Origin of the sequence: Marinobacterium sp. xm-m-312 (assembly GCF_013283295.1) — a bacterium.
Taxonomy (GTDB): Bacteria; Pseudomonadota; Gammaproteobacteria; order Pseudomonadales; family Balneatricaceae; genus Marinobacterium_E.
In genome coordinates, this window is the sequence record NZ_WBYS01000005.1 from 14,917 (window position 1) to 33,258 (window position 18,342).

The window sequence follows — 18,342 nt, forward strand, 5'->3', positions numbered from 1 at the left end:
GCGTTATTGAGAATGGAATCATGTCCAAAGAGCTTGAGTTAAAGTTAGGTTGCCTTCCGACTGTGGCAGCACAGGTCTGCGCACTGCCGTTTTTAAGTGACTTACCCAGTGAATCAAAGCTCCTTCTCAATCTCTACTACGATACGCCGGATGAGTCTTTGAAACGGATGAAAATGGCGCTGCGCATTCGTAAATCTGGCGATCAGTGGCTGCAGACTTTGAAAACGACTGGGATAACCGATGCATCGGGGCTCTCCACTCGTGGTGAATATGAGTGGGTGATCGATGGGCCCAATCTCAAGTTGGATCTTCTTAAGGAGTTGCTGCCCGCCGATCTCGACAGTGACAGCCTCTACCCTGTCTTTTCAACCAACTTTAAGCGCACAACTTGGCTCTATCAACGCGAACAGACGCAGATCGAGATCGCTTGTGATCAGGGTGAAGTACGAACCGGTAATCGTATTGAGCCGATCTCTGAAGTGGAGTTAGAGCTAAAACAGGGCGATGCCAGTGCTCTGTTTGATCTTGCTGAACAATTGACTCGATTGAGCCCACTGTGGATTGGTCAGCGTAGCAAGGCGCAGCGTGGCTGGGAGCTACGATTCGAGCACCCTCCTGCCCCAGAGTTGCCATCGCTTATCATGGAGCGTGGCGATTTGGCTGAGCGTGTTGAGCGCCTCTCGGCCATGACCATCTGTTGGCAGCGCTGTTATGAATTGATTCCAATCACTCTCGCACCAACGGTCATTACCACCCTCTGTTCTGCCCTGGAACAACAGATTGCACTGTTGCGACAGTTAAGTGATTTAGAAGCCTCTGCAGGGCTGCTGAAGGAGTACGAAGCACTGCTTACTCGAGTCATGCCTCTTTATGATTTGGCCTATTTCAGCGGCTCCTCTCCAACCTTTTATAAGACCATTCAAGAGAGATCACGATCGATCTCTGCTGATCTTTTGAATGATCCTTCAATCGGTCAGTTAGCGCTCAGAACGGCTCACTTCATTCGTGAAACGACTCAAGGAGCGGGTGATGAATAAGGTTCTGATCATTAATACCGGTGGCACCTTTGGTATGGTGCTAGGTGAAGCCGGGCTGGCGCCCGCTGCCGATCTTGAATTACGGCTGCGAGAACAGGTACCAGAGTTGGCGCACTATTCATTTGATCTCGTCGACCTGCTTCCCCTCATCGACAGTTCCGATCTTCGTTTAAATGATTGGACGCGCATCTGCGAAACGATCCTATCTGAACAGCATCACTATGCCGGCTTTATTGTGATTCATGGCACGGATACCTTAGCGTACACCGCATCGGCGTTAAGCTTTGCGCTGCTGGGTTTGAGTCAGCCTGTTGTGGCGACGGGATCTCAGTACCCCTTAGGTGTTGAGGGCAGTGATGCGCCAACTAACCTGTTGGATTCGCTTAGCTATCTGGCCCAGCCTGATGTTGAAGGCGTTCGTGTCTGTTTTGGCGGACTTAATCTTCAGGCAAACCGCGTTCGAAAAGTGGATGCTCAGGACTATGTCGCTTTTGAGATGCCAAACGGTGAGATCTCATCTATCCATGAAGCTGCGGTTCCAGAAGTGCTGGGCTACCAAGAGGGCGCAGTCGCGACCCTTTTGATCTACCCCGGAATGTCTGCCGCTATCATGGATGGGCTTCTGACGGATGATCGCCTGCGAGCTGTTGTGTTGTTGAGCTTTGGCAGTGGCAATATTCCAACGACCAGCAGTGACTTTGGCGATGCACTAAGGCGTGCTCATGAGAAAGGTGTGCTGTTGGTCAACATGACCCAGTGTCTGAAAGGTCGAGTCATTCCAGGGGCTTATGAGACCGGAGCTTTGTTAGCAGAGTTGGGCGCATTGCCGGGCTTTGATATGACACCTGAAGCGGCCTTTGCCAAGCTGCACTATCTGTTTGCAAAAGGCTTAGACAAAAAAGCGGTTGAGGCCCAATGGCAACAACCGCTTTGTGGAGAGCTTCAGCCCTGAGAAGAGCTTTAGCCTTCATTGAGGGGTGAAGGCTCTGTATTAGTGCCCCAGAATCTGACTTAGGAAGAGTTTAGTACGCTCGTTCTGTGGATTGTTAAAGAACTCGTTGGGTTCATTCTCTTCCACAATTTGTCCTGCATCCATGAAGATGACACGGTCAGCAACTTTCTTAGCGAAGCCCATCTCGTGTGTCACACACAACATGGTCATACCCTCTTCAGCGAGCTCAACCATGACGTCGAGTACCTCTTTGATCATCTCAGGATCGAGAGCTGACGTCGGCTCATCAAACAGCATGATGTTCGGGTTCATACAGAGGGAGCGCGCAATCGCGACACGCTGCTGCTGACCACCCGATAGCTGGCCTGGGTACTTATCAGCCTGATCAGGAATCTTAACGCGCTCTAGGTACTTCATTGCGATCTCTTCAGCTTCCGCTTTTGGCTTCTTCTGAACCCAGATCGGGCCTAGTGTAAGGTTTTCCAAAATGGTTAGGTGCGGGAATAGGTTGAAGTGCTGGAACACCATACCCACGTCGCGGCGGATCTTCTCGATATTCTTAACATCTTCAATCATCTCGACACCGTCAACCACTAGAGATCCCTCTTGGAACTCCTCTAGGCGGTTGATACAGCGAATGGTGGTCGATTTGCCTGAGCCCGACGGGCCACAGATAACGATACGCTCACCTTTTTTAACACGCAGATTGATATCACGTAGTACATGGAAATTACCGTACCACTTGTTTAGGTTCTCAATAACGATGACATCTTGAGAGTCTGCTGCTGAGTTAGTTGCGGTCATGATTAGTCTCTCTTATCAGTATTCATTTGACGTTCGATGCGGCGAGCAAGCACCGACATGCTGAAACAGCTTCCCCAGAACACGAGGAAGACGAATAGGTAACCTTCAAGCGCATGGCCACCTAGCCAGTAGGAGTTAGACAGAGCTGTCTGTAGTGTTTGAACGACTTCTGGGATGCCGATGATCAACAAGAAGGTTGTGTTCTTAAACAGCATGACAAAGGTAGCCAGAATGTTCGGCATCGACACTTTGATAACCTGCGGCAAGATGATCAACAGGATCTTCTGCCAGTAGCTAAGGCCGATCGAATCTGCCGCTTCGTATTGACCCGACGGGACAGCTTGGAAACCACCACGGAACACTTCTGCCATGTAACCTGACATGAAGAAGATCAATACCAACCAGACACGAATCAACTTATCGACGTTCGTTCCTTCTGCAAAGAAGAGTGGCAGCATGACTGAGCCCATGAAGAAGAGCGACAGTACCGGAACACCACGGAAGAACTCGATAAAGATAACTGAAACAGATCGGATAAATGGCATCTCTGAGCGACGACCCAAAGCCCACAGGAAGCTGAATGGGAAGGCGACGATAATGCTGGCGGCTGCCATAAAGACGTTGAGCGTAAATCCGCCCCACAAATCAGTACTGACAACCTCTAGGCCTAACCAACGGCCATCTAGGATAGCGATACCCACAATCGGTAGTAGTAACCAAGAGGTGATGGAAGCTTTTAGGCGAATCGATTTTGGCAGTGTGAATGACGCCGCAATCACCATCACTAGTAAGACTAGGGTAAGGTTGATACGCCATACCTCTTCAACAGGGTAAGTCCCATAGAAGAATTGGTAAGACCAAGCGTTAATAAAGACCCAACAAGCCCCCTCTTTGACACAGGCATCTTCTGTGGTGCCGGTGAAATTTGCCGACCAAAAAGCCCAGTCAAAGATAAGTGGTAGGTAGTAAGCCAACAGTGCAATGACTGAAAGGGTTACGACCGAGTTCGGGATCGAAGAGAAAAGGTTGTCACGCAGCCAGGCTGTAAAACCGACGGTTTTAATCGGTGCCGGGCGGGCTGCAATAGGCTGAAATTCTTTCATTATGCTCTCCTATCGGCTCACCAACGCAACCGCGCTGTTAAATCGGTTCATGAGGAACGAGATCACCATATTGACCACAAAGTAGACGATAATGGTCATAAAGATGGTCTCAATCGCTTGTCCAGTCTGGTTAAGAGCGGTGCCGACAAATACGTTGAATAGATCGGGATAACCGACCGCCGCCGCTAGCGTAGAGTTCTTCACCAGTGACTGATACTCGGAGTTCAGTAGCGGCACAATGACACGCATTGCCTGAGGCACGATGATCAATGACATGATCTTGTTCTCACGCAAACCAATGCTGCGAGCCGCTTCTGTTTGACCGTGTGGAATCGATTGCACACCTGCACGCACGGCTTCGGCAATGAATGCACCAGTGTAGACCGACAGCGCAATGGCAAGCGACATCAGCTCTGGGATGACGGTAATACCACCGAAGTAGTTAAAGCCCTTTAGAGCTGGGTATTCAACGGTGAATGGAAAGCCCGTTAACGCTGCAACAATTAATGGAAATAGAATCACCATGGCGATGCTGGTCTTCAGCACAGGGAACTGTTGGCCGGTCAGCTCTTGACGTTTTTTGGCCCAGCGACGCAGTACAAAAATTCCTGCAACGGCAGCGCCTAAAGCGATCCAGACCAAAGATGATAGATCGCCGCCAATCAGTTTAGGTAGGTAGAGGCCGCGAACGTTGAGGAACACAGCTTCGCCTAAACTCAAGCTTTGGCGAGCGCCAGGCAGACTGGATAGAACGGCGAAGTACCAGAAGAACACCTGTAGCAGAAGCGGTACGTTTCGGAAGATTTCTACATAGACCAGAGCAATCTTACGAATCAACCAGTTATGCGAGAAGTGCGCCACACCAAAGATAAATCCAAGTAGCGTCGCGAAGAAGATACCGATGGCCGAGACCAAAAGGGTGTTTAAGAAACCGACAACAAATATTCGTCCGTAGGTATCGGTCGACTCAAAGGAGATCAACGACATCAAGACATCATAGCCTGCAGCTGCGCCTAAGAAGTCGAAACCGGTTTTGATCCCCGTCGCTTCCATGTTGGCCAGCGTGTTGCCAATGATGGTGCCAAAGAAATAGAGCAACCCAGCGACCAGTGCGATCTGATAGAAGAAACCGCGGATGCGTGGGTTGTTATAAAAGGCGTTGGAGGTGGTTCCGGAGCTCGATTTACGGCTCGCTGACTTAACCTCTTCAATGGTTTTTTGTTTGAACATTGAATTAACCTAAAAATAGAGTGCTTTCACGCAGAAAGGGGCACTGTTGTGCCCCTTTTTAGATCGCTTCGGTTTTAGCGCATAGCTGGTGCGTATAGGATACCGCCATCACGCCAAGACGCGTTGATACCACGTGCTAGCTTAAGTGGTGAATCCATACCCACGTTACGCTCAAACGACTCTGAGTAGTTACCTACTTGAGTGATGATGTTGTAAGCCCAGTCAGCACTTAGACCTAGGTTAGCACCTAGTTCACCTTCAGCACCTAGTAGACGCTTGTTAGCTGGGTTGCCGTTCGCTTTCATGTCAGCTGCGTTTGCAGAAGTGACCTTCTGCTCTTCTGCTTCGATCATTGCGTTTAGAGACCACTTAACAATGTTGAACCACTGGTCATCGCCTTGACGAACTACTGGGCCTAGAGGCTCTTTAGAGATAACTTCGGGAAGAATCACTGCATTGCCTGGGTTAGCTAGACCGATACGAAGTGCCGCTAGCTGAGAACCGTCTGATGTTAGGAAGTCACAACGACCTGATTCGAAACCTTGACGAGTTTGGTCAGAGGTATCGAAAGTAACCGCTTTGTATGACATGCCGTTCTCACGGAAGTAGTCAGCGATTGCAAGCTCAGTAGAGGTACCCGCTTGGATACATGCGTTTGCACCGTCTAGCTCAGTTGCGCTTGATACGCCTAGATCTTTCATGACCATGAATGACGCACCGTCGTAGTAGTTAGTACCAGCAAAGTTGATACCTAGTGATGTATCACGAGTGTGAGTCCAAGTCGTGTTACGAGATAGCATGTCGATTTCGCCAGACGCTAGCGCAGTGAAACGCTCTTTAGCGGTTAGCGGTTTGTATTGAACAGCTTCTGAATCGCCAAGTACTGCAGCTGCAACCGCACGACACATATCAACGTCGAGACCGCTCCATTTGCCGTTCTCATCTTTTTGAGAGAAGCCTGCAAGACCAGTAGATACACCACAAGTTAGGGTGCCACGGCTCTTAACATCGTCAAGAGTAGCTGCTTGAACTGCACCAGCAGTCATTGTTGCAGCAAGGATAGAAGCGGTTAGTAAAGCTTTCTTAGCCATTATGTAGATCCTCTTTTGAGTAGGTTGTTGTTCTTTTTCCACAGCAACTAGTGTGCCAACAATTTTCAGTGAGTCATTTTCATCGACATTCATCGTTAAAAATTGTCTGAAAGTTACGGTATAACGGGGTGTTTTGATCAAATAATCTTTAATACCCAACGCCAGCACTCTGCTTACTCGTTTAAGATTGTGTCATTATGACTCAAAGGTCAATACTAAAGTAGGGCTTAAATTGAGCTTTTGCACAGTATTGGTGCAATTTGATTTAAGTCCTGTTCCTCTTATAACTGAACGCAGTATATTAGTCCTATTGGCAAGATTTCGGAGTGGTTTGAGTGACAGCGATATTGAATGACTACCTAGAAAAACAGCAGCAAAAGGTTTCAGCAGCAAGAGATCTGCTTGAATCAGATCACAATCGGTTGGCGGAGTTAGATCGAGTGCTATTGGGATCTGACTATGTTGCGGATCAGCTGCAGCGTCATCCCGAATTGATTGAGCAGTTAAACCTTGATGTTGGTGAGCTTCCAACAGGTGCTTTAACAGCGCAAGTGTTGGCGGCTGTTGAAGCTGTGGGGAGTGAAGAGGCACTGAGTGTTGCGCTGCGTCGCCTGCGTCGATTGGCCATGGTTAGAATTATTTGGCGCGACTTGAACCGATTGGCCGATCTAACAGAAACCACCCGGATGCTCTCCGAACTGGCCGATGCCACTACTGATGCAGCATTGAATTGGCTGCACCAAGATCTAGTCAAAGATCTGGGTGAGCCAATGGACTCTGATGGAAATTTGCAACGCATGGCCGTCATTGGAATGGGCAAATTGGGGGCACATGAGCTCAATCTCTCCTCGGATATCGACCTGATGTTTACCTTCCCCGCCAATGGCGAAACCCAAGGTGGCCGCCGTTCACTATCCAACCAAGAGTTCTTTACACGACTGGGTAAAAGATTGATTCGTGTTTTAGATGCCCCCACAGCCGAGGGCTTTGTATTCCGTGTCGATATGCGTCTGCGTCCGTTTGGATCTTCTGGTCCATTGGTTGCCAGTTTTGATGCCATGGAGCAGTACTACCAGACACAGGGGCGTGAGTGGGAGCGTTATGCGTTGATCAAAGCGCGTATCATCGCGGGTGATAAGGAAGCTGGCGCCCAGTTGATGCAGGATCTGCGCCCCTTTGTCTATCGTAAGTACATTGACTACAGCGCCTTTGAATCTTTGCGTGAAATGAAAGGGATGATTGAGCGTGAGAACCGTTTAAAGGGTCGTGAGAATAACGTTAAGTTGGGAGCCGGAGGTATTCGCGAGGTTGAGTTCATCGCTCAAGCCTTTCAGCTAATCCGCGGCGGGCGTGATACACGTTTGCAGCAACGAGAGTTGTGCAACATATTGCCACTTCTCCCAGAGGTAGTCGGCATTCCAGACGTGGTTGTGACAGAGCTAACCCATGCCTACGTCTTCCTGCGTAATGTGGAACATGCGATTCAGGCGCAAGCAGATAAGCAGACCCAAGAGCTACCAGCTGATGATCTCGGTATGCAGCGCCTTGCCTACTCCATGGGCTTTACGAGTCCAGAGGCGCTTTTAACAGAGCTAAATGAGCATCGAAGTCGAGTCTCACAGCACTTTGCAGATGTTATTGCACCAGTGGATCAGGAAGGCAATGCCGAGCAAACTGAGAGCGATGCGCATCTTACGGGCCTCTGGCATGAGGAGTTTGCAGATCAGGAGGCGCTGGCTCACTATCTGACAGAGCTGGGTTACAGCGAAACCGATCGAGCGTTGAAGGCACTGGTATCGCTGCGCCAGTTAAGAACGGTACAGGCGTTGCAAAATGTCGGGCAGGAGCGTTTGTTGGATCTGCTGCCTCGTTTGCTCCGGGATCTGTCGGGCGTGGAAAACGCAGAAGAGACTTTGGAGCGGGTTTTGCAGCTGATTCAAGCTGTAGTGCGTCGTTCAGCCTATCTTCTTCTGCTAGCCGAAAACCCCAGTGCTCGAGCGCAGTTGGTAAAGCTCTGTTCAGCCAGTCCATGGTTTGCAGAGAAGTTAGCTCATCAACCGGTCCTTCTTGATGAGCTGATTGATGCATCATCACTGTTCAATCCACCGGACGCACAAGCTTTATCCAATGAGTTACGACAGCAGTTGATGCGTATCCCAGAGGATGACATTGAGCAGTTAATGGAAGCGCTGCGTTACTTTAGAAATGCACATATTCTGCGAGTGGCTGCTGCGGATATAACTGGTGCTTTGCCTCTGATGAAAGTGAGTGATTACTTAACCTGGCTAGCAGAAGCGATTCTCCAGGCGGTTTTGGAGATCGCATGGCGAGATATGACAACCAAATATGGCACGCCGCAGCGATCGGCAGGCGTTCCATGCGATCAAGACTTTGTCATTATCGGCTTTGGTAAATTGGGTGGGATTGAGCTCTCTTATGGATCGGATCTGGATCTGGTTTTTGTGCATGATGCGCCCAGTAATTTGATGACTGCTGGGGGCAATAAAGAGATAGCCAATGACGTTTTTTTCACGCGTTTAGGTCAGCGCATCATTCATATATTGAACACCTTCACGACCTCGGGTCAGCTTTATGAGGTCGATATGCGTCTGCGACCCTCTGGCAATTCTGGACTATTGGTCAGCTCCCTGAATGCCTTTGAGGCCTATCAACTGAATGAAGCCTGGACTTGGGAGCACCAAGCACTGGTGCGTGCCCGTGTAGTGGCAGGGTCGAGTCGACTTAAAGCCGAATTTGAAGCGGTGCGTGCTAAGGTCCTTTGTAAGGATAGGGAAGCTGAATCGTTACGTGAAGAGGTGATCGCAATGCGCCAGAAGATGCGTGATCATCTTGGCACTGCAGAGGGTTCAGAAGCGTTCAATATCAAACAGGATGCTGGCGGTATTGTCGATATCGAGTTTGCGGTGCAGTACCTTGTGCTCAGATACGCTAAAGAGACAGCTGCGCTTTATAAGTTCACTGATAACGTGCGCATTATTGAGGCTCTGGCGGATGCGGGTTATTTGGATCAAACCCAGGCTGAAGTGTTAAGCGAGAGTTATAAAACTTACCGCGCATTAGGCCATCGCCAGACTCTACAAAACGCGAAGGGCTTGATCTCCAGTGCAGAATTAATAGATCTACGCCAATCTGTAAAAGTTGTTTGGCAATCAATTTTTAAACAGAGTACTTGATTGTGTTGATGGATTTAGACCAATCCTTATTTCAGTTAATCAATAAGAGTTTGGGAAACCCCATTTTCGACTGGATTATGCCTTTATTAACCCATCTCGGTGATAAAGAGGTGGTCTGGGGGCTTATAGCGCTTATTGGTGTGTCGATTCCTGCCGAGCGTTTTGTCAGTAGTAGTATGGGAATTCCTGTCTCAAATAGAGTGTCAGGAATTCAATCAAAACTTAGAGTTTTGGCTCTATTAGCACTCATTTATGGAGTGAATGCTGGCGTCTACAGTGCTGTGAAAGTAGCAGTTGATCGAGATCGTCCGTTTGAGCAGAACTTAGCCGAGCTTAGAGTCGATCAACATGAAGCACAGTCTCTCTCATCTAATGGATCATTTCCTAGTGGTCACTCAGCTAATAGCATGATGTTAGCGACAATCCTTGCGTTCGCCTTTGTTCGTTTGAGATGGGTCTTTTTTTCAATTGCAATTTTAGTTGCCTTTAGCCGAATCTATTTAGGTGTCCATTTTCCGTTGGACACGATGGTTGGGGCAGGTATAGGTGGCTTAGTAAGCTACTTGTTACTCAAATCAAAGTTTTCATCTATGATTTTGGTGACAAGGTGGAACAAAGATTAAATTAAAAAGGGGCTGATGCCCCTTTTTAGTTGAAAATTTATAGGTGGGTTAACCAACCGTGCGGGTCTTCGGCCTTACCCCACTGAATGTCATTCAGTGCACGACGAAGCTTAACGGTAGTCTCGCCGATTCCACCGTTGCCGACTTTGTACTCTTTATCTTTGTAGATCAGAGTATCTACAGGGGCTAGAACAGCTGCCGTACCCGACAAAGCCGCTTCACAACCCGGTTTTGCAGCACGTTCCAGAAGCTCATCTACTGAAAGCTGGCGCTCTTGAACATCCATGCCTAGATCACGAGCTAATGTCAGAATCGAGTCACGAGTGACACCGTGCAGGAAGCTCTCATCCAATGCTTTAGTGATGATCTGGTTGCCATCAATAAGCAGGAAGTTCGCAGCGCCGGTCTCTTGAACGTCACCACCTGGACAGAAGAGTACCTGATCCGCTTGGTATTGTGCCTTGGCATTTAAGATAGGCCCCATGGCTGCAGCGTAGTTACCACCGCTTTTGATCATGCCCATGTGTGGAGGGCAGCGCATCGCTTCATCGTCGACCAGTAGGCGAAGTGCTTTATCGCCACCTGCGAAATAATCACCTACAGGTGATAGAAGGATGTATTGACATGAGGTAACCGATGGCACCGCCGCTTTACCAATTGCAGGCTCAGTACCAATGTGTGTCGGGCGAATGTACATCGAACCCGGTGGTTCTGGTACATCTGCAGCGTACTGACGAACGATTGACTCGATCATTTGCTGCGTCTGCCCCTTATCAATCTCAGGTAAACCAAGAAGGCGGCTGCTCTGCGCAAAGCGTTCAATGTTCTTGTCCATACGGAAAATTTTGACTGAACCATCAGCATGGCGAAATGCTTTTAACCCCTCAAAGCAGGTGCTTGAGTAGTGCAGCACATGTGCGCCAGGGTGAAATGAGATGGAGTCACTAGCGACCACTTCAGTTGGGCTCCAGCTGTCGCCATCAAACCAAGTTATCGCCATCTCTGGCATAAAGAGAGAACCAAATGCTGCCATGAAAATCTTCCTAAAATTACAACTGTTCTGTTGAGTCGATACAGTGCGCCAAAATTTAATCGATCAATTGTAAGCCATAGAGGGAAAATTGGAATCGATATTTATTAAATTGAAGTGTGTTTAGGGCGGGAACTGTTTATCCTTAGGGATCTATATGCGAAAAGGTTTGTTGTGGCAGATATCTGGATCATCAGTGATGGAAAGCCCGGGCACATTAATCAGTCCCTTGGATTGGTAGAAGCGTTGCTTGAGTTTAAACCGAATCTGACATTCAAAACCCTTCCACTGAAGGGTGTGAGTAGCGCACTGTTTGCTACAGATCGCCCCAAATTGATTATCAGTGCAGGTCGAGCCACTCACTTTTGGAATTGGGCGCTCACTGTTCGCTTTGGGGCGAAAAATGTCGTACTGATGCGTCCATCTCTCCCTTACAGCTTCTTTAATTTTGCTCTGGTCCCAGAACATGATGCGCCCCCCGCTTCTGATCGTGTAGTGACTACCAAAGGAGCAATCAATCGAATGAAGCCGTCTAATAAACAGCCGGAGAGTCGATTGGTTCTTTTAGGTGGGCCAAGCAAGCACGTGATTTGGGATGATGATCGCATTATTGAGCAGATCGACCAGTTAACTGAACCATCCATTGGGTTATTGAATGTAGCGACCTCTCGAAGAACCTCCAGCGACCTCTTACAACGGCTTAAATCGAAAACGAGCATCAGATTAATTGAGCCTGATTCAGTCGATAGTGATTGGTTACCCAGCACTTTAGCAATCACCGAACAGGTGATTGTCAGCTCAGACAGTGTCTCAATGGTCTACGAAGCATTAACCGCCGGGTGCACTGTTTCGCTGATACGTTTAGAATCTACGCCTAATTCAAGAACGCAACAGGGCATCGACTCATTGGTTGAGCAAGGTTTAGTGGGTGCTACAGCCGATCAAAAACCGGCCAATCCAGTGTCGAATTTTCGAGAAGCAGCCCGCTGCGCTGAGATTATTTTGGAGAGATTTCCCCTGTGAAAGTAGTTCAGGTACTTCCGGCATTAGAGGTTGGCGGAGTCGAACGCGGTACCATCGATATCGCAAAAGCATTAGTTGAAGCAGGGCACGAATCTATTGTTATTTCAGCTGGGGGGCGATTAGTTGGTCAATTGGAGTCTGAGGGCTCGCGACATATCGCATGGGATCTTGGCAAAAAATCTCTGCTCACATTTTTAAAGCTTTGGTCTTTCCGAAAATGGCTTCGTAAAGAGAAGCCAGACATCGTCCATGTTCGTTCCCGCATGCCAGCTTGGGTTGTCTGGCTTGCTTGGCGGGGTATGCCGAAAAATGATCGTCCTAAATTTGTTACCACTTTGCACGGTATGCATTCTGTTAACTGGTACAGTGCCATAATGGCCAAGGGGGAACGTGTTATTTGTGTTTCCGAAACCTGCAAACAATATCTATTCGAAAATTATAAAGTTGACGACCCAGATAAAGTAACAGTGATTCATCGCGGAATAGATGAGGACTATTTTTACCGAGGCTTTAAGCCATCGGACGATTGGTGCAAAAACTTTTATAAACAAAATCCTGATTGCCTGAATAAAAAACTTCTTTGTTTTCCTGGCCGAATTACGCGCTGGAAAGGTCATCTTGAGTTAGTGAAAGTTGTTGAAGAACTTGCTAAGCAGAGAACAGACTTCAAAGTATTAGTAGTAGGAAGTGATTCGAAAGGTAAGTTCCTGGCTGAAGTACAGTCTGCTATCAACACCAACGATCTTGAGCAGTTTTTTGTATTTCTAGGCACACGCTCGGATATGCGAGAGCTATACGCTATTTCTGATGTTTCATTATCACTAACAACGACAACAGCGGAGTCGTTTGGTAGAGCAGTCGTTGAAAGTATTGCGGTAGGTACACCGGTTATTGCATATGCACATGGGGCTGTAGAAGAGACAATGAAAGTTTTAGCGCCAGAATACCTTGTTGAATCTGGAGATTTTGTAGCTGTAGTTAAAGCTCTTGTGAAAGCACTTCAAAGTCCTGCTTCGCTACCGCCGAATACATTTACATTAAGTCAGATGCGGCGTGATACCCTCGTGCAATATAAAAACCTTCTTTAATTCAAGCACTAAAAACACAAAGAGATAATGAAGTGCTAAATTTATTTAAAAAAAATGATCTAACTATCCTGTTGTCGCTCTATTTCTTCATGATGCCGCTTGGGAAAACACTATGGTACCCATTGTTGGTAATGGCAATCATAGGAGCGGTTCTGCTTTTTAGAGAGCTAAAAGTTGGAAAAGGACTTGAAGCGGGCACTAAGTGGCTAATTTTCGCAGGACTTTGTGTTTGGATTCCGGCAGTAATTTCATTCATTGGTACTATCGATTTCGAGCGAACAATGGTTTTCGTAGGAACGTATCCGCTGTTTTCTCTAGCTGGATATTTCCTATATAAAAGGCTCTCTAATGGATATAACTTAATCCCGTCAGTCATAGTGATAAGCCTTATTGTAGTATTCTGGGGCGTATTAGCGATCTGGCAGTATATTGATCCAAATAACCCATTTGGCCCCGGTGGAAGCCATAATCAAGGGCTTCATACTAGAGATAACCCGTTTGTCGATGGCGGACTTATGATGGGGGTTATCCTGGGTTCTTTGTTTGGGTTTCTTACTTTATCGCTATGGAGTCAGGGTTGGTACAAGTCCTCAATAGTTTTAGGAGTGTTTATTATTTTCTTATGTTTTATTAGCGGCACCCGCTCTTCTTGGCTATCAATTTTGGTCACCTTAGGTGTCTTTACTTTAACCCCTTTTTTCCGTGGTTATCGATTTAATCAAAAAACAATCTTAGGATCAGTTCTGCTCATTGGGACTGTCGTGTTTGCGGGTAATTACCTATATACCTTACCCGGTTTAAGCACTAAGTTTGATCAAACATTCTCTTTCCTTAAGAACCCAAACATGGAGACACTTGATCGTAGCCTCTCTGGTCGCATAAACATTTGGTCTGATGCGATTAAGTTAGGCGCAGAGTATCCATTGACTGGAACGGGTGTGAACAACTTTCGATATGCACACCCCTTGGTTGCCGAGCCAGGTAATAACTGGATTCATGATTTCTCGAAAGAGTCTAATGGCAAGCACCCACTGAAAGGTGCAACGCACACACATCAGATGATTTTGGAAGCATGGTCTGGGGCTGGTGTATGGGGCGTCTTGGGTCTTGTAGTGTTATTCGTGTTCTTAATTCGAACAACATTAAAAACAATGAGTACCGGGTCGCTTCTAGCACTCAGTGGATTGATAGCATTCTGGGCAGGTTTCTTTCCATTCAATACACATAACAACTTTTATGGTGGCTGGATGAACGCTTGGTTCTGGGTTTGGTTAGGTGTAAGTGCGGGCCTCATTTTCAGCACCAAAGCTAATAAAGATCATAGCTAAAAATTTAGCTCTATTCGATTCATAATTTATCGATTATAGCTTTGAATCTTCCTTTTACGGTTTCTTTATCAAAACTTAAAGCTCTTTTGTGCCCCTCGCTAACTAATTCTTGAAGATCAAGATTGTCGAGTTCGGCGATTGCTCGCGAAAGTGACATTTCATCAAAGCCATCAGATATCAAACCAGACTTCCCATCTACTATTATGCTAATTGCGCCATTAGTTGGAGTTGAGACTACAGGTATTTTTCTTATCATTGCTTCCAACGCTACAATACCAAAAGTTTCTGATTCTGAGGGAATGACTAGAACATCAATTTGATTAAAGAAATCTTCTTTGAATCTTACCCAGCCAATAAAATTAGCATCTAAACTAAGTTGATTAGATAGACTTTTCGCAGCTTCAAGTTGAGGACCATTTCCCCCAATTACAAGCTTAATTTTTTTTGATAAGTGAACTTTCGACACGGCCTTAATTAGAGTAAGTATGCCTTTCTCGGGTGCCATACGCCCTAAAAAGCCAAATCGAATAGAATCATTATTTAAGTATTGAGTTCTATGGGTTTCGGAAATTTTATCTAGATCCAATCCTATCGGTGGTAACACTTCCACTGAACAATTATCAAAGCCATTGGCCAAGAAAAATGACTTCATATCTTCCGTTACACATATAACAGAATCGCAGAATCGCAGCTTTTTATGTTTGTAACTATGACTGTAGCCTATCGACTGTGTCTTATTGAATAGTTTTGCGATGCCTGATATGTAATACGATGCCCTTGAGTTGTACCCTAGCATAATGTCGGGCGCATACTTTCTTGTTATCAGAGATAGCCTTGCTGCAGAAAAAATGTCCCAATAGCCCTTGGGATGAAAGTTTATTCGACGCGCTAAAGAGTTGATTCTAGATAAATATGGAGCCGATGTTGGTGTTAACAGAAATACTTCATGCCCCATTTCTATTAAGAGATTTGAATAAAAAACAAAAGATTCCTCTAATCCCCCATCACGGTCAGATATTAGAGAGATAAAGATGGTCTTTTTGTTACTCATTACTAGATGATTCGTAAAGTTTAATTGCTCTCAAGAAGCGACTGTATGCAAAATTCATAGAGTATATGTATCCCATAAATCCGTTTCTCCAATATCCTCTGCGGATGTAGCACACTAGAAAAGCACTCCAGAACTCTAACACTATTCGCATTTTTGAGAACTTGCGTCCTTTAGAGCGAAGATCAATCACCTGAGCATCTGTGTAATTGTTCATTTTTTCTACACGATGTCTGAATGACTTAAGAGAGTCATGGGCTATGCGATTTCGTAGCTGGCTGACATTGGCTGTGTTTGGTAAAACCACTCGGTCATGCACTGCACTATCTCTATATCGACCAACTGATTTTTTGTACAACCGGACTGGATTGTATGGTTTGTACTTAGAAATCTCTCTAGTGCATAAAAAACGATCGTATATAGGTACTTTGTAAGCCTCTACATTATTTGATTCGACTATGAATCGATTTTGAATTTCTTCGGCCAGTTCTGGTAGAACACGCTCATCAGCATCAATATTAAAGATCCAGTCGTTACTGGCTTGATCTTCTGCGAATCTTTTTTGTTGGCCGTATCCTTGCCACTCATTAAAAAACAATTTTGCTGTGGTAGAAAGAACGATGTCCTGCGTTCCATCAGTGCTTCCAGAGTCAACGACTATTACTTCATCAACCCAGTCTTCAACGCATTCGATGGTCTCTTTTATACGTTCAACCTCGTTATGACAAATAATCGTAACGCTAATTGGAAGTCTTGCAGTGTGAAGATTATTAGTCATTGTATAGCTCGACATATTTCAAATAGCTTACTAAATACGATCTTACCGCTCATTTCTTTATTGAAACGAATTAACGCATTTGAGCCTCTATGGTTTCTTTCTTCTCTATCAAAACAAGAATCTTTGAGTGCTGTGTAGATCTCTTCAATAGACGCACCGTCACAGCTCCAGCCGCATTCTGGAGCATGCACTGCCTCATTTGCGCCGCCAGCTTCTCCTCCTACTGAGGGTAAACCGAATGCTGCTGCTTCTATATAACTAATGCCAAAGCCCTCAAGTGAATTTCCTTCTTGATAGGATGGCATTACAAAAAGATCAGCTTGAGACAGAAGTAGTTGTTTTTCTTGATCAGATACACGGCCAGGAAAACGAATATTTTCCTCGAGTTTTAGTTCTTTGCACAAATCATGAAGTTCTTTTTCAGCTGGGCCTGAACCACAAATATCCCATTCAAACATCAGGCCTTCATCTTTTAGTTTTACTATCGCTTTCATGGCATTTTGTATGCCCTTTCTTTTTTCTAATCTAGAAATTGACAGTAACTTTAATGTGTTCGCTGGAGATTTTTTTAATTCGATGCTTGAGGGCTCTTCAAGCATGTAGGTAGGGTATACAACGTGACTTTTATCTCTGTGAATTGGTGTTAACGCTTCAACTAACTTCATTGTCGCATGAGAGCTACATACAATGGCTCTAGCCTTCATCAGAGCTGTTTCAATTTCCAACTTGCGTTTTGACGTGTTCAGATACTCTTGGCCATGAGCAAGCACGACTATATTTTTAAATTTAGCTGGAACTGCTTTTACACTTTTCCAGCTATCGCATATCACTAGATCCTGAGGATTGGCTTTTAAGCTGATCAGGAGCTTTTTAAATAAATGGCGTACTAGTTTAGGCGAAGGCAAGAGGTATGATTTGTAGAACTGCTCTTCAGGAGCCGGTTTGTTCGGGAAAATCGCGACTTCTGAACCATTCTCTGCAAAGTGCTTCGCCAATGAAGCCATAACAGCTTCCATACCACCCATCTTTGGTGGAAAGGTTTGAGTAACTAACGCGACACGTTTAATTGTTGTCATACAGCCAGTTCTTGCCTTTTGGATGAGTTTTGAATCTTCTATGAACCCACATGTACTGAGAAGGCTGATAATTAATACCCTTCTCTATTTCTTGGTTTATTCGCGTTGCTGATTCCACATCACCTTCGAGCGGGAAGGGCTCAATTCGCGGGTGCAGGCGAAGTATGTAGGTGCCATCAGTTGTGCGGTGATGGGAGAGCAAAATAACGGGTGACTTACTTAATTTAGCCAGCTTGGCGGTAGCGGGTGTAGTTGCGGCACTAACACCAAGAAATGGTGCATAAACAGAATGTTTAGGTCCAAAGTCTTGATCTGGTGCGTACCAAACAATCTCATTTCTTTTTAAAGCTCTAATCACTGATCTAAAATCTGATCGGTCAATCATTGACTTGATCGATCTTAAGCGCCCCTTTGTAATCACCTTGTCCATTAGTGGATTGTTGTGTGGGCGATACATGGTGTGAAGTGGGTAGAAAAGTGAGAATAGAAGACCACCTAAATCGAGTGTTGAGTAGTGGGCTCCTAAGAGGATTACGCCCTTACCTTCTGAAAGAGCTTCGTCTAGGTACTCTTTACCCTCTATAGATACCTTAGAGCGAAATGATTCCCTATCGCTCCACCAAGCCATAGCCGTCTCAATGATTCCAATTCCATTATTCTTAAACGTGTCAGAAACCAACTGAGTGCGCTCACTTTCAGTTAGTTGAGGAAAACAGAGGCGAATATTTACCTCAGCAACATGTCGGCGCTTTGAAGCTAAGTTTTTGATAATAGAGCCTAAGGCCGCTCCAATTTTTATTTGAAGAGAAAAAGGGAGCAAATTGATTAGACTCAAAGCCCCTAGACCTAACCATGTAGGCCAGTACCTTGGAGCTAGATAATTGGTGTGAGCTTTAGTTTTCATATCAATAGGTAAGCTGTAATCCATAAAGTTTAT

The 18,342-nt window shown here is 46.0% G+C and carries 16 protein-coding genes; 7 read left to right on the top strand and 9 right to left on the bottom strand.

Annotated elements, in window-relative coordinates; genetic code table 11:
- The first annotated feature begins 20 nt into the window (after nt 1-20).
- Both XMM312_RS07130 and XMM312_RS07135 read left to right on the top strand, forming a co-directional pair.
- Nucleotides 21-1,037 (top strand): CYTH domain-containing protein, encoded by a 1,017-nt coding sequence (locus tag XMM312_RS07130; protein WP_173488967.1) that lies wholly within the window; start codon nt 21-23, stop codon nt 1,035-1,037.
- Nucleotides 1,030-1,989 carry an asparaginase gene (locus XMM312_RS07135; protein ID WP_173488968.1) on the top strand — a complete coding sequence of 320 codons (960 nt, stop codon included), beginning with the start codon at nt 1,030-1,032 and terminating at the stop codon, nt 1,987-1,989. The genes XMM312_RS07130 and XMM312_RS07135 overlap by 8 nt, the downstream gene beginning before the upstream one ends.
- Before the next feature lie 39 nt (nt 1,990-2,028).
- On the opposite strand, the gene XMM312_RS07140 is transcribed toward XMM312_RS07135, so the two are convergent.
- From XMM312_RS07140 to XMM312_RS07155, 4 genes are all read right to left on the bottom strand, one after another.
- Nucleotides 2,029-2,793 (bottom strand): amino acid ABC transporter ATP-binding protein, encoded by a 765-nt coding sequence (locus tag XMM312_RS07140; protein WP_173480036.1) that lies wholly within the window; start codon nt 2,791-2,793, stop codon nt 2,029-2,031.
- Nucleotides 2,794-2,795: 2 nt separating this feature from the next.
- Nucleotides 2,796-3,896 (bottom strand): amino acid ABC transporter permease, encoded by a 1,101-nt coding sequence (locus tag XMM312_RS07145; RefSeq protein WP_173482814.1) that lies wholly within the window; start codon nt 3,894-3,896, stop codon nt 2,796-2,798.
- 9 nt (nt 3,897-3,905) lie between these two features.
- A complete protein-coding gene (locus XMM312_RS07150; RefSeq protein ID WP_173480038.1) occupies nt 3,906-5,126 on the bottom strand; it encodes an amino acid ABC transporter permease in 1,221 nt (406 codons plus the stop codon).
- Nucleotides 5,127-5,200: 74 nt separating this feature from the next.
- Nucleotides 5,201-6,217 carry an amino acid ABC transporter substrate-binding protein gene (locus tag XMM312_RS07155; RefSeq protein ID WP_173480039.1) on the bottom strand — a complete coding sequence of 339 codons (1,017 nt, stop codon included), beginning with the start codon at nt 6,215-6,217 and terminating at the stop codon, nt 5,201-5,203.
- A 335-nt stretch (nt 6,218-6,552) separates the two neighbouring features.
- On the opposite strand from XMM312_RS07155, the gene glnE reads away from it, so the two are divergent.
- Both glnE and XMM312_RS07165 read left to right on the top strand, forming a co-directional pair.
- Nucleotides 6,553-9,411 carry a bifunctional [glutamate--ammonia ligase]-adenylyl-L-tyrosine phosphorylase/[glutamate--ammonia-ligase] adenylyltransferase gene (glnE, locus tag XMM312_RS07160; protein WP_173484773.1) on the top strand — a complete coding sequence of 953 codons (2,859 nt, stop codon included), beginning with the start codon at nt 6,553-6,555 and terminating at the stop codon, nt 9,409-9,411.
- Between the two features lie 8 nt (nt 9,412-9,419).
- The gene (locus tag XMM312_RS07165; protein ID WP_173484774.1) at nt 9,420-10,034 is read left to right on the top strand and encodes a phosphatase PAP2 family protein; all 615 of its coding nucleotides are present in this window, start codon (nt 9,420-9,422) and stop codon (nt 10,032-10,034) included.
- 37 nt (nt 10,035-10,071) lie between these two features.
- On the opposite strand, the gene XMM312_RS07170 is transcribed toward XMM312_RS07165, so the two are convergent.
- On the bottom strand, nt 10,072-11,127 hold the full coding sequence (locus XMM312_RS07170) for a branched-chain amino acid aminotransferase (RefSeq protein ID WP_371731502.1): 1,056 nt from the start codon (nt 11,125-11,127) through the stop codon (nt 10,072-10,074).
- A 111-nt stretch (nt 11,128-11,238) separates the two neighbouring features.
- On the opposite strand from XMM312_RS07170, the gene XMM312_RS07175 reads away from it, so the two are divergent.
- Genes XMM312_RS07175 through XMM312_RS11685 form a run of 3 tightly spaced genes read left to right on the top strand, consistent with a single transcriptional unit; the run spans nt 11,239 to nt 14,503 of the window.
- On the top strand, nt 11,239-12,087 hold the full coding sequence (locus XMM312_RS07175) for an ELM1/GtrOC1 family putative glycosyltransferase (protein ID WP_173488969.1): 849 nt from the start codon (nt 11,239-11,241) through the stop codon (nt 12,085-12,087).
- On the top strand, nt 12,084-13,175 hold the full coding sequence (locus tag XMM312_RS11680; protein ID WP_173488970.1) for a glycosyltransferase family 4 protein: 1,092 nt from the start codon (nt 12,084-12,086) through the stop codon (nt 13,173-13,175). The genes XMM312_RS07175 and XMM312_RS11680 overlap by 4 nt, the downstream gene beginning before the upstream one ends.
- 32 nt (nt 13,176-13,207) lie before the next feature.
- A complete protein-coding gene (locus XMM312_RS11685; RefSeq protein WP_173488971.1) occupies nt 13,208-14,503 on the top strand; it encodes an O-antigen ligase family protein in 1,296 nt (431 codons plus the stop codon).
- Between the two features lie 19 nt (nt 14,504-14,522).
- On the opposite strand, the gene XMM312_RS07190 is transcribed toward XMM312_RS11685, so the two are convergent.
- The 4 genes from XMM312_RS07190 to lpxL are packed head-to-tail and all read right to left on the bottom strand — an operon-like array spanning nt 14,523 to nt 18,333.
- Nucleotides 14,523-15,554, bottom strand: coding sequence for a glycosyltransferase family 4 protein (locus XMM312_RS07190; RefSeq protein ID WP_173488972.1), 1,032 nt, complete (start codon nt 15,552-15,554; stop codon nt 14,523-14,525).
- A complete protein-coding gene (locus XMM312_RS07195) occupies nt 15,547-16,329 on the bottom strand; it encodes a glycosyltransferase family 2 protein (RefSeq protein WP_173488973.1) in 783 nt (260 codons plus the stop codon). The genes XMM312_RS07190 and XMM312_RS07195 overlap by 8 nt, the downstream gene beginning before the upstream one ends.
- Nucleotides 16,326-17,405, bottom strand: coding sequence for a glycosyltransferase family 4 protein (locus XMM312_RS07200; protein WP_173488974.1), 1,080 nt, complete (start codon nt 17,403-17,405; stop codon nt 16,326-16,328). The genes XMM312_RS07195 and XMM312_RS07200 overlap by 4 nt, the downstream gene beginning before the upstream one ends.
- Nucleotides 17,392-18,333 carry an LpxL/LpxP family Kdo(2)-lipid IV(A) lauroyl/palmitoleoyl acyltransferase gene (gene lpxL, locus XMM312_RS07205; protein WP_371743473.1) on the bottom strand — a complete coding sequence of 314 codons (942 nt, stop codon included), beginning with the start codon at nt 18,331-18,333 and terminating at the stop codon, nt 17,392-17,394. The genes XMM312_RS07200 and lpxL overlap by 14 nt, the downstream gene beginning before the upstream one ends.
- Nucleotides 18,334-18,342: the final 9 nt, after the last annotated feature.